Source organism: Lacinutrix cladophorae (assembly GCF_053604645.1).
In genome coordinates, this window is the sequence record NZ_JBSHNR010000070.1 from 54,798 (window position 1) to 68,937 (window position 14,140).

The following is a 14,140-nucleotide window of genomic DNA, read 5'->3' on the forward strand; positions in this document are numbered from 1 at the left end:
TATAAGGTAATTTGATTTTTTTTTAATACCAAGTGTAAAATTATTATTTCTCTTTATTTAAAATTTCTTTTACTGCTTGTTTGTATTTTATTGGATTTCCAGCTTTTTTTATGGCTTTGTATGTTTTTTGCGGATTAGAAAAGGACTGCGAGAAGAATTCCCAGAAGCCTAACATTTTCATTTTTATTGGTGTTGGACCAGAAAGGTATGCATCGTATTGCTGATAAATGGTGTCGTGAAATTCGGAGAAAATTTCCCATCTGTTTTTGGGATACTCTGTAGTATTATTTTTTATCATACTTGGTAAAAACGGATCTGCAATTAACCCACGACCAATCATAAAATGATCAATACTTGGAAAACGTTCATCCATTTTTTTAAAAGCTGCAACACTAGTAATATCACCATTGTAATATAGTTTATGTTTGGTACTTGATATACAACGTTGAAATGCATCTAAATCTACAGGGCCTTTGTATAATTGTTTGCCAATTCTAGCATGAATGGCAATACTTTTTAATGGGTATTTATCTAGAATAGGGAAGGTGTCTAAAATTTCTTCGGCATGTTCGTAACCCATTCTCATTTTCATAGAAACAGTAATATCTGTTTCGTTGTGAGCGCGTTTTAAAACTTCGTCAATTTTAGTAGGATTACAAATTAAGCCAGAGCCCATTCCGGATTTTGTTACCATTGGATAAGGGCAACCTAAATTCCAGTTTAGCTCTTTGTAACCTAAACTTTGTACGTATTTTACAACAAACAGAAACTCGTCGGGATCATTTGTCATTACTTGCGGAATAACTTCTAAAGTGGTATTGTTTTCTGGTTGTAAATCTAATTGATACGACTGCTTAATTTTTAGTTTTCCGTTTAGCCTAATATAAGGTGCATAAAAAGTATCGATGCCTCCAAAATATTGATGAAATGCATTACGAAATCGGAAATCTGTAAAACCTTGTAAAGGAGAAGAAAGTAAAGTTACACTCATAGTTTATACTTGGGGCAAATATAAGCCAATTGTTTTTGATTTTTGTAACCGTTTATTCGATAAGAAATTTTATTAAAGGATTTATAAAGCTTTCAAATTTTTCAATATGTGGTAAATGACCAACATTTTCAATTTCTATTAATTGTGCATTTGGGATTTTCTGTTGTGTTACTTTTCCTAGTTCACTATATAGGCCCATTGTTTCTCTTACATCTTTTGAAACTAAAGGTTTTCCTAAAGCCGTTCTGTCTCGTGTACCAATAATTAAAAGCGTTGGGGTTGTAATATTTTTGAATTCATACACAACAGGTTGTGTAAAAATCATGTCGTAAGTTAATGCAGCATTCCAAGCAATTGTTTTGTAGTTAGAATTTAAAGTCCAGCCTGCTAATAAATTTACCCATTGGTCGTATTCTGGTTTCCATTGGTTGTCATAATAACTTGCTAGTTGGTATTTTTTTATGCCTTCATAGCTTTTTTTAAGTTCGTTGGTATACCACCATTCTACAGGTTTGTATGGTACTTTTAATTTCCAATCTTCTAATCCGATTGGGTTCTCTAAGATTAATTTTTCGGTAGTTTCTGGATACATCAAAGCAAAACGTGTCGCTAACATGCCACCCATAGAATGTCCTAAAATAGTCGTTTTATCTATTTGTAAATGGTCTAAGATGGCTTTTGTGTTTTGTGCTAATTGTTGAAATGTATAATGAAAATGTGCTGGTTTAGACGATTTTCCAAAACCAATTTGATCTGGTACAATAACACGAAACCCTTGTTTAGTTAAGGCATCAATAGTTGTTTTCCAGTATGCTCCATTAAAGTTTTTTCCATGAATAAGTACGATGTTCTTTTCGTTGTAATTAGCTGGCTTAATATCCATATAAGCCATTTTTAAATTTTGCTCTTGTATCTTTAAATCTATAGTTGCTACAGGAAAAGGGTAGGAATAGTTAGCTAATTCTATATCTAACCATTGTAGATTTTCGGTTTGGGCTTTTGCTGTTAGTATAGCACATGTAAAAGCTAATGCGAGTAAGATATTCTTTTTCATTTTTCTCGTTTTAAAGATGTCTATTTTTCTTGCTGTAAAGGTCAATATTTATCTCTATTTAGCGCCATAGTTTACATTTTTTTTAACATGCTTGTTTACAAAAAAACCACTTCAAGTTATTGAAGTGGTTTAAAAGTTATAATGACATAGCTTAGTATGTAGAAAGCTTCTCTAATTAAGAAAGCATTCCCTTTTTTAAGAGAATTTCGCTTCGCTTATTTTATCATCTCATAACTACGTTTAATAAAGTTTGTAAGCTCTTCTCCTTTTAATAAACCTTGAGAAAGTCTTGCTAAATCTAAACTTTGTGTAATTAATCGCGCTTGATCTTCTTTAACTTCTGTTTTTAAAATATCAGTAACTAAATCGGAATTTGTGTTTACAATAAGATTATGCATATCTGGCATATTACCAAACATTTGCATTCCGCCACCACCAGTTTGCTGCATTTCTTTCATTCTACGCATAAATTCTGGTTGTGTAATCATAAAAGGCGAAGCACTGCTATCCATTGCTTCTAATTGTACAGTGAATTTTTCAGAAGGAATTACCTCTTTTAATAATTCGTCTAAAGCTTTTGTTTCGTCTTCGCTTAATTTTGAAATTGCGGTATCTTCTTTTTTTATTAAATTATCAATATGATCTCCATCTACACGAGCAAAAGAAATGTTTTCCTTTGTACTTTCTAATTTCTGAATTAAATGCGATACAATTGGAGAATCTAGCATTAAAACTTCATATCCTTTTGCTGTAGCAGCTTCAATATAACTGTGTTGTTCGTCTTTATTGGAAGCATATAGAATAACCAGTTTGTCGTCTTTATCGGTTTGTTTTGCTTTTATTTTATTGAATAACTCTTCGTAGGTATAGAATTTTCCATCAACAGTAGGGTATAATGCAAATGCATCTGCTTTTTCAAAGAATTTTTCTTCGGAAAGCATTCCGTATTCAATAACAATTTTAATATCATCCCATTTAGATTCAAAATCTTCACGATTGGCATTAAATAAAGATTTTAATTTGTCGGCTACTTTTCTAGTAATATAAGACGAAATCTTTTTTACTGCACCATCTGCTTGTAAATACGAACGAGAAACGTTTAAAGGGATATCTGGCGAATCAATTACACCACGAAGCATGGTTAAAAATTCTGGAACAATACCTTCAACATTATCGGTTACGAATACTTGGTTTTGGTATAGTTGAATTTTATCTTTTTGCACATTTAAATCGTTTGTCATCTTAGGGAAATATAAGATTCCTGTAAGATTAAAAGGATAATCAACATTTAAGTGAATGTGAAATAAAGGCTCTTCAAATTGAGCTGGATATAATTCTTGGTAGAAACTTTTATAGTTTTCATCTTCTAATTCTGTTGGCTGTTTGGTCCAAGCTGGATTAGGGTTATTGATAATATTATCTACCGTTATTTTTTTCTGAGGCTCTGTTGTTTCTTTTCCTTCTGCATCTTTTGTTGTTGCAGGAGTATGTTCAGGATCATTAATTTCTTTGGTTCCAAACTTAATTGGAATAGGCATGAACTTATTGTATTTGCTCAATAAACTGCCAATTCTTGCTTCTTCTAAAAACTCTGTAGAATCTTCCGCAATGTGCAAAATAATTTCTGTACCTCTATCTGTTTTGTCAGCTTCTTCTAAAGTGAATTCTGGAGAACCATCACATGTCCAATGTGCAGCTTTTGTACCATCTTTGTGTGATTTGGTAATGATTTCTACTTTTTCAGCAACCATAAATGCCGAATAAAAACCTAAACCAAAATGACCAATAATTCCAGAGTCTTTTGCAGCGTCTTTATATTTATCTAAAAATTCTTCGGCTCCAGAAAAAGCTACTTGGTTGATGTATTTTTCAACCTCTTCAGCAGTCATTCCTAATCCTTGATCAATGATGTGAAGTTTCTTTCCTTCTTTATCAATTTTTACTTCAATTTTAGGATCTCCGTATTCCGATTTAGATTCTCCAATACTAGTAAGGTGCTTTAGTTTTAAAGTAGCATCTGTACCATTACTAATAAGCTCACGTAAAAATATTTCGTGATCGCTGTATAAAAATTTCTTGATTAATGGGAAAATGTTTTCTACCGAAACATTAATTTTTCCTTTTGACATGATTATTTGTTTTTTAAATGTTTCCCACGAAAGTGAAAAATGGTTTAAACTTAGTTTTATTATTGTTACCCATTGGTAGGCAACAAAAATGCCAATTGATAAAAAGTGACAAGATGGCATTAACTAAGCAGTTATAAATTGGATGGATGTAATTGATTATTTTAAAATAAAGAAACTCGCTTTTAAGGCGAATAGATAATAGCAGAAATTTTTATTACAGGATAAATATTATGCATGCATAATAAATAAAAATTTATTTTGAAACCATTATTTACGAAATACTTAAATTGCGAGTCTATTTATTAGTAAATTAATAATCTACGTTTCGCTTTTAGCAGAAATAAAAATAAAATATTCTCGATGTATAATTCCAAAATAATAGGGCTTGGTCATTATGTTCCTGATAACGTTGTAACTAACGACGATTTGTCTAAAATGATGGAGACCAATGATGCCTGGATAACAGAACGAACAGGAATAAAAGAGAGACGTTGGGTAAAGCCAGAAACGGGAGACACTACAGCAACCATGGGTGTAAAAGCTGCTAAAGTAGCTATAGAACGAGCTGGAATAGATAAAGAGGAGATCGATTTTATTGTATTTGCAACCTTAAGTCCAGATATGTATTTTCCTGGTCCTGGAGTACAAGTTCAACATGCATTAGGAATAAAAACTATTGGAGCTCTAGATGTTAGAAACCAATGCTCTGGATTTGTATATGCTATTGCTGTTGCAGATAATTTTATAAAAACAGGAATGTATAAAAACATTCTTGTTATAGGTAGTGAGTTACATTCTCGAGGTTTAGATAAAACAACAAGAGGAAGAGGAGTTTCTGTAATTTTTGGAGATGGTGCAGGAGCTGCAATATTAACTCGTGAAGAAGATAATTCTAAAGGAATTTTATCTACACATTTACATAGTCAAGGGCAACATGCCGAAGAATTAGCACTTGTAGCTCCAGGAATGGCAACACGTTGGGTAACAGATATTCTAGCAGATGATGATCCAGATGATGAAAGTTATTTTCCGCACATGAATGGGCAATTTGTATTTAAAAATGCAGTTGTTCGTTTTAGTGAAGTAATTATGGAAGGCTTAAACAAAAACGGATTGGAAAAAGAAGCAATAGATATGTTAATTCCGCATCAAGCGAATTTACGCATTGCGCAATTTATTCAGAAAAAATTTGGGTTAACCGATAATCAAGTGTTTAATAACATTCAAAAATACGGAAACACAACTGCAGCATCTATACCAATAGCTTTAACTGAAGCTTGGGAAGAAGGAAAAATAAAAGAAGGAGACACTGTTGTACTTGCTGCTTTTGGTAGTGGTTTTACTTGGGGAAGTGTAATTATTAAGTGGTAATAAATTACTAAGAAAGCTAAAACTTTATTTAATGAAATAAAAAAAAATCCGAATACTTAGCAAATTCGGATTTTTTCTTGTTGTAAAGGTAATTACAACAATCACTTCAATTAATATATTGTATTAAAAGGACTAATTCAAACATAATATAATAGTTGGTGGTTGTTTGAGTTTAACGTAGTTTATTGTTTTTTATTGTATTGATTATCAGGTTTTAACGTATTTTAACAATTGTTGTGTAAAAAAACAAAAACCCAAAGCAATGACACCTTGGGTTTTCTTATTTAATAACCATACATTAACACTAACCATCAACTATTATGTTGGTTATTAAATTTATTTTTTTTCTATATAAATCCGCCACCAGATTTTTCATTGTTATCTCTCTGTTTTCTACTTAAAGCTTTATATTTTCCACCACCAAACCTGTAGTTTAATCCAACTTGCCAAGCATTACTTTCCCAATTAAATTCTCCATGTGAAGGATAAGGACGTTCTTGGTCAAACTCAAATTTCATAGTATTAAAAATGTCATTATAGCCAAAACTTAACGTTGCTTTATTGTCTAAGAACGTGTAGCGTAGACCTGTGTTTACTAGTATCATTGGTTTTGTAATAAATTGTAAACCTTCGTCTTCACCTCTGTACATACCAAATAAAGAAAAGCTTATTTTTTTTGAGACTTTAAAATTATTGTTCATTCTAATATTAAAGTTTGCATTATGGATATCAACATTTTCTAGCTCGACAACACCTTTTACATTTTTCAGGTAATATTCTGCACTTGTATTAATATTCCACCACTTTGTTGGTCTATAGTTGCTAGAAGCTTCAAAACCATAAGCAGCATTTTTGTCGAAATTATCATAAGTTAATAATACGTTGTTTGGGTCTTCTGGATCAATATATACAGCCCTGTTGATTTCGTCTTTAATGACTCTATAAAATGCTCCTGCTGTTATGCTTCCTTTTTCTAATTGTCTTGTGTAATTAAATTCTATAGAGTTGGTAAACTGTTGTTTTAGTTCTGGATTTCCAACAGAGGTTAATCTTGGTGTGCTCCATTCTCTAATAGGATTTATTTGCCCTAATCCAGGTCTATCTACACGACGACTAAAGCTTAATTGGTAGCTGTTTTTTTCGGATGCTTTATAGCTTACAAAAGCCGAAGGATATATGCTTAATTGATCATCAGTAAATTTTGCGTTTTCTTGCGTGTTTTGTGCAAAATTAGCTTCAACTTCATATTGTTCTATACGAGCTCCAACTTGATACGACCATTTTTCGTAGGTTTTTCCAAAGGTGGCATAAAAAGAATAGATGTTTCGGTCGTATTCGTAATTAGAATCCAAAAAATTAACATTGTTAGTATTGTAGTCGTTTTCAGAATTATTTACTCTGTATTCTGCACCAATTTCTAGTTTTGTACTTTCAGATAATGGGTTGGTGTAATCAATATTTAAAAGTGTGTTTGTTCTTTTATTATCTACTAAATCTAAATAATTTGGTGCATTAGAAAAACTAAAATTAGCTGTCTCATCGCTATTAAAAACGCTATAATCACCTTCTAAAATAATGTTGTGTCCTTCTTTTTTAAAATCGTGTTTAAAAGAACTATTGTAAGTAGAAGTGTTGTTGTCATTGATATTATTGAATCTTTGACGAAGATCAGAATCGTTATTATCTAAATAAAGTAGATCTGTAATACCTTTGGTTTTGCCATCATGAATATTTTGATTGGTGTATATAGAAAATGTATTTCTGTCATTTATATAATAATCTACACCAATCTTATATAAGTGCGATTTGTTGTTATCGTAAAACTGAAATAACTGTTGTGTGTTGTCGTCAAACCTATCTATTTGTCCATTATTGTTTCCTTTTCTATAGCTAGTACCATAGTTTCCGTAAAAGTTAAATTTTCCATTTCGGTAATTTAAATTTATAGCACTATTAAAGTTTGCGTTAATTTCTTTTCTTAAACCTAAATCAATACTTCCATTAAAACCTAGTTTAGTGTTTTTATGAAGAATAATATTAATAATCCCGCTCATACCTTCTGGGTTGTATTTTGCTGAAGGATTTGTAATTAATTCTACACTTTTTACAGAAGAAGAAGGAATTTGTTTTAATAATTGTGCAGCAGGAACATTGGTAGGTTTACCATCTATAAGTACTCTAACATTTTCGTTACCACGTAAGCTAATGTTTCCGTTTTGACTATCTACACTAACCGAAGGGAGGTTATTCATAATCTCGCTAGCTGTGGTTCCTGTAGTGGTTAAGTCTTTACCTACTGTTATAACTTTTCTATCTACTTTTTGTTGAATGGTAGATACTTCGGCAACAATAGTTACTTCGTCTAATCCAGTAGCTTGTTCTTCTAGTGCTATGGTTCCTAAATCTATTTTATTATTGTTAGAAGTAATATTTATTTCTTGAGTAATTGTCTTGTAACCAATAAATTGAATACTTACAAAGGTTTTCCCTAAAGGGATATCTGCTACTTTAAAATAACCATCGTCATCTGTGATACTTCCTGTAATTATTTTATCTGCACTGTTTTTAATAACAATGGTTACATAAGGTAAGGGTTCATTTAATGTTTCGTCTATTACTTTACCAGAAATGGTTCCAGATTTAAATAAAGGTCTTGTAGAGGTTTGTGCTTGTATTGTAAGAGTTAACAATAGCAAGAAAACTGCGATTCGTTTTTTCATTTGATTGATTGATTGATTGATTGATTGATTGATTGATTGATTGATTGATGTTTGTTAATAATAGTATAGACGACTACTTTTACATCTTGTTACCGTTTTTAACATTCGTTAACAAATTTTAACATTATAAAACAAAAAGAATATGAATAAAAAAACATTGGTGTTTGGAGCTTCTTTAAAACCAGATAGATATTCTAATATTGCATTACAAAAATTAGTAAACTATAAACACAAAACTGTTGCTTTTGGTTTACGAAAAGGAGAAGTAGCTGGAGTGATAATAGATACCCAATTAAAATTATATAAAGACTTAGATACAGTGACCTTGTATATAAATCCGAAAAGACAAAAGGAATATTATATGCATATAATTTCTTTGCAACCTAAGCGAGTAGTTTTTAACCCAGGAACCGAAAATCCTGAGTTTTATTCTATTTTAAAAGAAAATAATATTGCTTTTGAAGAAGCTTGTACTTTGGTTTTACTTTCTACGAATCAATACTAATCCTATAAAGGTAAGTAGACCATTTAGAATTAAAATAAAGAACCCAAATTCGAATCCAAACCACTTTAAGCTATTCACACTAATTATGTAAGATAAAATAGGAGAAAGTATAGCTATTATTGGTACAATTTTATCTTTTACTTGCCATTTAGTAAATAAACCAAAGGCATATAAACCTAAAAGAGGACCATATGTATAACCCGCAAAAACAAAGAGTTTAGCAATTACACTTGCATCTTTAATTATATATTTAAAAGCAATTATTACTAAAATTAATATAAGAGATATTAATATATGAATGCGTTTTCTAATTTGTACTTGTTTTTCTGGATTGTGTTTTTTTTCAATATCTAAAATATCAATACTAAAAGAAGTGGTTAAAGAAGTTAAAGCAGAATCTGCACTACTATAAGCTGCAGCAATTAATCCTAAAAGAAAAAAGGCAAAAACACCAATACTTAGATGATTTTTAGCAAGAATAGGAAATAAGTCATCCTTATGTGCGTCTATACCATTTTGTTGCGCATAAACGGTTAGAAGTAGTCCTAAGCTTAAGAAGATGAAGTTTACAATAGTTAGTACAATTGTAAACCAAAACATGTTTTTTTGTGCATCTTTCAACGTTTTGCAAGTTAGGTTTTTTTGCATCATATCTTGGTCTAATCCTGTCATAACTATAGCAATAAAAGCACCAGATATAAATTGTTTCCAGAAGTAGTTTCCAGATTTAAAATCATCAAAAAAGAACGTTTTACTTAAGTCACTATCTAAAACAAACCCTAGAATATTTTGTCCTTCTAAATTCAAGGACTCACTAACAAAATATATGGCAACACCAACAGCTATAAGCATAAATAGAGTTTGTAAAGTATCTGTCCATACAATAGTTTTTATTCCAGATTTAAAAGTATATAACCAAATTAAAAGCACTGTAATAGTAACGGTTTGCCAGAATTCAACCCCTAGTTCATCAAACAAAATAATTTGTAGAACATTAGCAACTAAAAACAATCTAAAACTAGCTCCAATAATTCTAGATATTATAAAAAAAGAAGCACCAGTTTTATAAGAATAGTTACCAAAACGTTCTTCTAAATAGGTGTAAATAGAGGTAAGGTTTAATCGATAGTATAAAGGAAGTAAAACAGTACCAATCACTAAATAACCTACAATATAACCTAAAACTACTTGCATATAGCTAAATTGGGAAGCTTCAATCCATCCAGGAACAGAAATAAATGTTACACCAGAAAGCGAAGCACCTATCATACCAAAAGCAACAACATACCAAGGCGATTGTTTGTTACCTTTAAAAAAGGCATCATTTCCAGACTTTTTACCAGTTAAATAAGAGATTATTATTAACACCCCAAAATAGGCTGCAATAAGTAAAATAATTTGTGTAGCTGTCATAGATTATAATTAAAGTAGGCAAAATACAAATTACTTTAAAAGATACTCAAACAAGTTGATAATAAATATTAAATTCGCAACCATGGAATTTTCTTCAAAACTATTAGAAAGCGCAGTAAACGAAATGTCACAATTACCAGGAATAGGTAAGCGTACGGCATTACGTCTGGTTTTGCATTTGCTAAGACAACCAGAAGAACAGACTTTAAAACTATCCAAAGCTTTAGAGAATATGCGTTCTCATATTAAGTTTTGTACATCTTGTCACAATATTAGTGATGTGGATTTGTGCGAAATTTGCGCAAATCCACATAGAAATCAAGAATTAATTTGTGTTGTAGAAGACGTAAAAGACGTTATGGCAATAGAAAATACAAGTTCTTTTAGAGGATTATATCACGTATTAGGCGGGAAAATTTCGCCAATGGATGGTGTTGGTCCACACGATTTAAATGTTACCTCTTTAGTAGAAAAAGTGAAATTAGGTCAAGTAAAAGAACTTATTTTTGCCTTAAGCTCTACTATGGAAGGCGATACCACCAATTTTTATATTTTTAAGCAAATTCAAGATTACAACATAATAACCTCTACAATTGCAAGAGGAATTTCAGTTGGTGATGAATTAGAATATGCCGACGAAATCACATTAGGAAGAAGTATTATTAATAGAATACCTTTTGAAACTTCTTTAAAATCTTAAATACTTTATTTGAAACTTTCTATAATCATATTAAATTATAATGTTCGCTACTTTTTAGACTTATGCCTACAAAGTGTGCAAGCTGCTATTGCAAATTTAGACGCAGAAATTATTGTGGTAGATAATAATTCGCCAGACGATAGCTGTGTTATGATAAAGCAAAAATATCCCAATATAAAACTGATTGAAAATAAAGAGAATTCCGGATTTTCCACTGGTAATAATATTGGAGTTGCTCAAGCTAAAGGTGAATATATTTGTATATTAAATCCAGATACAGTTGTTGCTGAAGATACTTTTATAAAGATTTTAAGTTTTGCCGAAAAACAAGAGAAGTTAGGAGCAATTGCGTGTAAATTAATTGATGGAAGTGGAAATTTTCTTCCAGAAAGTAAGCGTAATATTCCTGTGGTAAAAGTAGCTTTTCAAAAAATGATTGGAAACGCTAAAAACTACTATTCTAACCATTTAAAAGAAGATGAAATTGGAAAAATAGATATTCTTGTTGGTGCTTTTATGTTTATGAAACGTAATGTTTATGATGAAGTAAAAGGTTTTGATCAAGACTATTTTATGTATGGTGAAGATGTCGACTTGTCGTATAAAATTTTAAAAGCAGGCTATCAAAATTATTATTTTGGCGAAACGACAGTTATACATTATAAAGGAGAAAGCACATTAAAAGATGCCGAATATGCAAAACGCTTTTATGGAGCAATGCAGATTTTTTATGAAAAACATTTTAAAAGCAATATACTTTTCGATGCTTTAGTGTGGTTCGGAATTCAGTTTGCCATACGTTTTAGAAAAGCACCTCCTATAGAACCCAAAGCAGTAAGTAGTTATGCTTTTTTTTCTTATACTAAAGATCCAGGTTTTATAAAAAAGTTGCCATTTGAAGCATCTCAAATTACAGAGGTAAAAGATGTTAGACCAAATGCAGAAGTAATTTTTGATGCCAATACAATGCATTACAATGAAATTATTAAGCATCTATTAGAATTACAAAAAAATAACACACATACATTTAAAATTATTCCGAAAAGTTCTAATTTTATCATCGGAAGTAACGACTCGCAAAACCGAGGAGAGATTCTTCATTTTTAAATAAAAACACACTTTGTTAAATCTTAGTGAATAATGAACGAAATCGTTCTTTTTTTATTAATTTTGCAAAACAAAAATAAAAACTAAGGCTTACGTTATAGATATGGCAAAATTTGAACTGAAATTACCTAAGATGGGAGAGAGTGTTGCAGAAGCAACAATTACCTCATGGCTAAAACAAGTTGGAGAAACTATTGAAGAAGATGAAGCGATTTTAGAAATAGCTACAGATAAAGTAGATAGCGAAGTGCCAAGTGAAGTAGATGGCGTTTTGGTTGAAATATTGTTTAATGTAGACGATGTTGTACAAGTAGGTCAAACCATTGCTATTATTGAAACAGATGCTAATAATACTGTTACTACTTCTGCTCCAAAAGTTGAAGAGGTAAAACCAGAAACTCCAGTAGAATCAGTAGAAAAAGTAGCGCAAACGGTTGTAGCAGCAAAAGAAACTACTGCTCCTGTAATTTCTAGTGGCGAACGTTTTTATTCTCCTTTAGTAAAAAATATAGCAAAGAAAGAAGGAATAACGCAAGCAGAGTTAGATACACTTCCAGGAACAGGAAAGGAAGGTCGTGTTACCAAGAATGATATTTTAAATTACTTAAAAAATAAAGGTGCGCAACAAAGCACAAAAGCTTCACCTACACAAGATATTAATGCTGTTAAAGCTACAAATACAACTGCAAAACCAAAAGCAGAGGTAGCTCCTGCAGTAGTAAGTGGTGAAGATGAGATTATTGAAATGACAAGAATGGGCAAATTAATTGCGCATCACATGGTAGAATCTGTGCAAAAAAGCGCACATGTACAAAGTTTTATTGAAGCAGATGTAACTAAAATTTGGAATTGGAGAAAGAAAGTAAAAGACGATTTCATGAAACGTGAAGGAGAAAATTTAACTTTCACACCGATTTTTATGGAGGCAGTAGCAAAAGCACTTCGCGATTTTCCTATGCTTAATATTTCGTTACAAGGAGATACTATTATTAAAAAGAAAAATATTAACCTTGGTATGGCAGCAGCTTTACCAGATGGAAACTTAATAGTTCCTGTTATTAAAAATGCAGACCAATTAAATCTAGTTGGTATGACAAAACAGGTAAATAGTTTGGCTAATAAAGCTCGCGAAAACAAATTGAAACCAGACGATATCCAAGGAGGAACTTATACTGTAACGAATGTTGGTACCTTTGGTAGTATTATGGGGACTCCTATAATTAATCAGCCTCAAGTAGGTATTCTTGCTTTAGGAGCAATACGTAAAATGCCTGCAGTTATAGAAACTCCAGAAGGAGATTTTATTGGTATACGTTACAAAATGATAATGTCTCACTCTTATGACCACAGAGTTGTAAATGGAGCACTTGGCGGACAGTTTGTAAAAGCTGTTAAAGATTATCTAGAAGCTTGGGACAGCAATAGGGAAATATAATTTCTGTAAAGAAAGAAATCTTAAGAATAAAAAAAGCACCATTTTAAATGGTGCTTTTTTTATAATAATGCGACTTGTTAATAATGCGCTTGTAAGGTTTTAATTAATTCTTTTTGCGTTTTTATATTGGTGTAAAGGGAATCATCGATTTTTAAAACAGGAACCGTCGCTTTACTTTTTAGATCATTCTTTTTAAACTCTTTAAGTAAACCTATTAAATAGGTCGAATCTTGATCAATATTTATTTCTTGATAATTTATTTTATTATCACTTAAAGTGCTTTTAGTTTGATTACATAACAAACAGTTTTCTTTAGTAAATAAAGTAACCGTTTTAGCGGTTAGCGCATCGTCAATTTTAAAATCTAAACCAATGTCATCTTTTTGCATGGTAATTTCATAGCTAACTTCATTAACAACCAAAGTGTAATTGTATTTAGATTCCTCATTAACAAGTTTAACTAATGTAATCATTCTTACTTTAGAGTTTGCAGGAATCGTTTTAATAATTGGTCTTGCGCTACTTCGTCTATAGCCAGTTGCATCTACTTTTAAAAACACATCATAAGAAATGTCATTGGTGTTTACAGCAAAAAGTTCTACGCGTTTTCCTGTAGTTTTTTCTTCAATACGAACAAACTCATGGTCGTTTTGTGCTATTGTAGGTATGGTAAATAATAGTATAAAAATACTTAAAAATAGAAATTTCATTATTT

11 protein-coding genes are annotated in these 14,140 nt (G+C 31.1%); 5 read left to right on the forward strand and 6 right to left on the reverse strand.

Going from position 1 to position 14,140, the window contains the following annotated elements:
• Positions 1–43: 43 nt before the first annotated feature.
• The 3 genes from ACVC3Y_RS01025 to htpG form a co-directional block, all read right to left on the reverse strand.
• Positions 44–991 (reverse strand): tRNA dihydrouridine synthase, encoded by a 948-nt coding sequence (locus ACVC3Y_RS01025; protein ID WP_452225854.1) that lies wholly within the window; start codon positions 989–991, stop codon positions 44–46.
• A gap of 52 nt (positions 992–1,043) precedes the next feature.
• Positions 1,044–2,045 carry an alpha/beta fold hydrolase gene (locus tag ACVC3Y_RS01030; protein WP_452225855.1) on the reverse strand — a complete coding sequence of 334 codons (1,002 nt, stop codon included), beginning with the start codon at positions 2,043–2,045 and terminating at the stop codon, positions 1,044–1,046.
• Positions 2,046–2,260: 215 nt separating this feature from the next.
• On the reverse strand, positions 2,261–4,174 hold the full coding sequence (gene htpG / locus ACVC3Y_RS01035) for a molecular chaperone HtpG (protein WP_452225856.1): 1,914 nt from the start codon (positions 4,172–4,174) through the stop codon (positions 2,261–2,263).
• 360 nt (positions 4,175–4,534) lie between these two features.
• On the opposite strand from htpG, the gene ACVC3Y_RS01040 reads away from it, so the two are divergent.
• Complete coding sequence (locus ACVC3Y_RS01040) at positions 4,535–5,545, forward strand: 3-oxoacyl-ACP synthase III family protein (protein WP_303424816.1); 1,011 nt, start codon at positions 4,535–4,537, stop codon at positions 5,543–5,545.
• A 347-nt stretch (positions 5,546–5,892) separates the two neighbouring features.
• Here ACVC3Y_RS01040 and ACVC3Y_RS01045 read toward each other — a convergent pair whose 3' ends face one another.
• Positions 5,893–8,265: a TonB-dependent receptor domain-containing protein gene (locus tag ACVC3Y_RS01045; RefSeq protein ID WP_452225857.1), complete on the reverse strand. Its 2,373-nt coding sequence runs from the start codon at positions 8,263–8,265 to the stop codon at positions 5,893–5,895.
• A gap of 142 nt (positions 8,266–8,407) precedes the next feature.
• Here ACVC3Y_RS01045 and ACVC3Y_RS01050 point away from each other — a divergent pair, with 142 nt between their 5' ends.
• Positions 8,408–8,770, forward strand: a complete 363-nt coding sequence (locus ACVC3Y_RS01050; RefSeq protein ID WP_303424821.1) for a CoA-binding protein — start codon at positions 8,408–8,410, stop codon at positions 8,768–8,770.
• On the opposite strand, the gene ACVC3Y_RS01055 is transcribed toward ACVC3Y_RS01050, so the two are convergent.
• Positions 8,747–10,183 (reverse strand): sodium:solute symporter, encoded by a 1,437-nt coding sequence (locus ACVC3Y_RS01055; RefSeq protein WP_303424824.1) that lies wholly within the window; start codon positions 10,181–10,183, stop codon positions 8,747–8,749. The genes ACVC3Y_RS01050 and ACVC3Y_RS01055 overlap by 24 nt on opposite strands.
• A gap of 82 nt (positions 10,184–10,265) precedes the next feature.
• Here ACVC3Y_RS01055 and recR point away from each other — a divergent pair, with 82 nt between their 5' ends.
• The 3 genes from recR (at position 10,266) to ACVC3Y_RS01070 (ending at position 13,425) form a co-directional block, all read left to right on the forward strand.
• Positions 10,266–10,883 carry a recombination mediator RecR gene (recR, locus tag ACVC3Y_RS01060; RefSeq protein ID WP_303424826.1) on the forward strand — a complete coding sequence of 206 codons (618 nt, stop codon included), beginning with the start codon at positions 10,266–10,268 and terminating at the stop codon, positions 10,881–10,883.
• A gap of 9 nt (positions 10,884–10,892) precedes the next feature.
• Positions 10,893–11,990: a glycosyltransferase family 2 protein gene (locus ACVC3Y_RS01065; protein ID WP_452225858.1), complete on the forward strand. Its 1,098-nt coding sequence runs from the start codon at positions 10,893–10,895 to the stop codon at positions 11,988–11,990.
• 103 nt (positions 11,991–12,093) lie between these two features.
• Entirely contained in the window at positions 12,094–13,425 is a 1,332-nt protein-coding gene (locus ACVC3Y_RS01070) for a dihydrolipoamide acetyltransferase family protein (protein ID WP_303424830.1), read from the forward strand.
• Between the two features lie 77 nt (positions 13,426–13,502).
• Here the strand turns inward: ACVC3Y_RS01070 and ACVC3Y_RS01075 are convergent, their stop codons facing one another.
• Positions 13,503–14,135 carry a glutaredoxin family protein gene (locus ACVC3Y_RS01075; protein ID WP_452225859.1) on the reverse strand — a complete coding sequence of 211 codons (633 nt, stop codon included), beginning with the start codon at positions 14,133–14,135 and terminating at the stop codon, positions 13,503–13,505.
• Positions 14,136–14,140 lie beyond the last annotated feature (5 nt).

Bases quoted from the DNA above. Each gene is read 5' to 3' on its own strand.
- ACVC3Y_RS01025 (WP_452225854.1), bottom strand. From the start codon at position 991: ATGAGTGTAACTTTACTTTCTTCTCCTTTACAAGGTTTTACAGATTTC.
- ACVC3Y_RS01030 (WP_452225855.1), bottom strand. From the start codon at position 2,045: ATGAAAAAGAATATCTTACTCGCATTAGCTTTTACATGTGCTATACTA.
- htpG (WP_452225856.1), bottom strand. From the start codon at position 4,174: ATGTCAAAAGGAAAAATTAATGTTTCGGTAGAAAACATTTTCCCATTA.
- ACVC3Y_RS01040 (WP_303424816.1), top strand. From the start codon at position 4,535: ATGTATAATTCCAAAATAATAGGGCTTGGTCATTATGTTCCTGATAAC.
- ACVC3Y_RS01045 (WP_452225857.1), bottom strand. From the start codon at position 8,265: ATGAAAAAACGAATCGCAGTTTTCTTGCTATTGTTAACTCTTACAATA.
- ACVC3Y_RS01050 (WP_303424821.1), top strand. From the start codon at position 8,408: ATGAATAAAAAAACATTGGTGTTTGGAGCTTCTTTAAAACCAGATAGA.
- ACVC3Y_RS01055 (WP_303424824.1), bottom strand. From the start codon at position 10,183: ATGACAGCTACACAAATTATTTTACTTATTGCAGCCTATTTTGGGGTG.
- recR (WP_303424826.1), top strand. From the start codon at position 10,266: ATGGAATTTTCTTCAAAACTATTAGAAAGCGCAGTAAACGAAATGTCA.
- ACVC3Y_RS01070 (WP_303424830.1), top strand. From the start codon at position 12,094: ATGGCAAAATTTGAACTGAAATTACCTAAGATGGGAGAGAGTGTTGCA.
- ACVC3Y_RS01075 (WP_452225859.1), bottom strand. From the start codon at position 14,135: ATGAAATTTCTATTTTTAAGTATTTTTATACTATTATTTACCATACCT.